This is a genomic window from Mesorhizobium sp. M8A.F.Ca.ET.161.01.1.1, assembly GCF_004792105.1.
Classification (GTDB): domain Bacteria; phylum Pseudomonadota; class Alphaproteobacteria; order Rhizobiales; family Rhizobiaceae; genus Mesorhizobium.
Window position 1 is genome coordinate 1 of sequence record NZ_SRTD01000145.1, and the last position, 382, is coordinate 382.

The following is a 382-nucleotide window of genomic DNA, read 5'->3' on the forward strand; positions in this document are numbered from 1 at the left end:
CCGATTTCCTCCGGCGGCAGCGGCTCATCGGCTGCATTCTCGACATGTACTTTCCCTGCACCATTCTTGCCGGTGCCATCGGCTCGTTTCGAATTTGCGTCAGCATCGGTCATGGACGGCTAAACGGATGGCGGTTTGAAAGGTTGCCCGCCCGCAAAGATTTCCCGCGGGCAGAAACGCGCACGACCCCGGACACATTCCTGCGTCCGCGCACGCGCCTGCGTTGTGCGCCGCACAAATATGGACAAATAGGCATGAAATTCGGACTTTTAGATACATATCATCCAGACAAATTCATCTAAAACTCTCCTAACTCAAGGAGAGATACCATGACCGACACCACATCAGAGTTTGACGGGACAACGATGTCCCTCGACATCGA

At 54.2% G+C, this 382-nt stretch carries 1 protein-coding gene; it reads left to right on the plus strand.

What is annotated here, in order from left to right; genetic code table 11:
- Positions 1–302 (plus strand): hypothetical protein (locus EN804_RS37530; protein ID WP_189602170.1); only part of this gene is annotated, 302 nt, incomplete at its 5' end.
- Positions 303–382 lie beyond the last annotated feature (80 nt).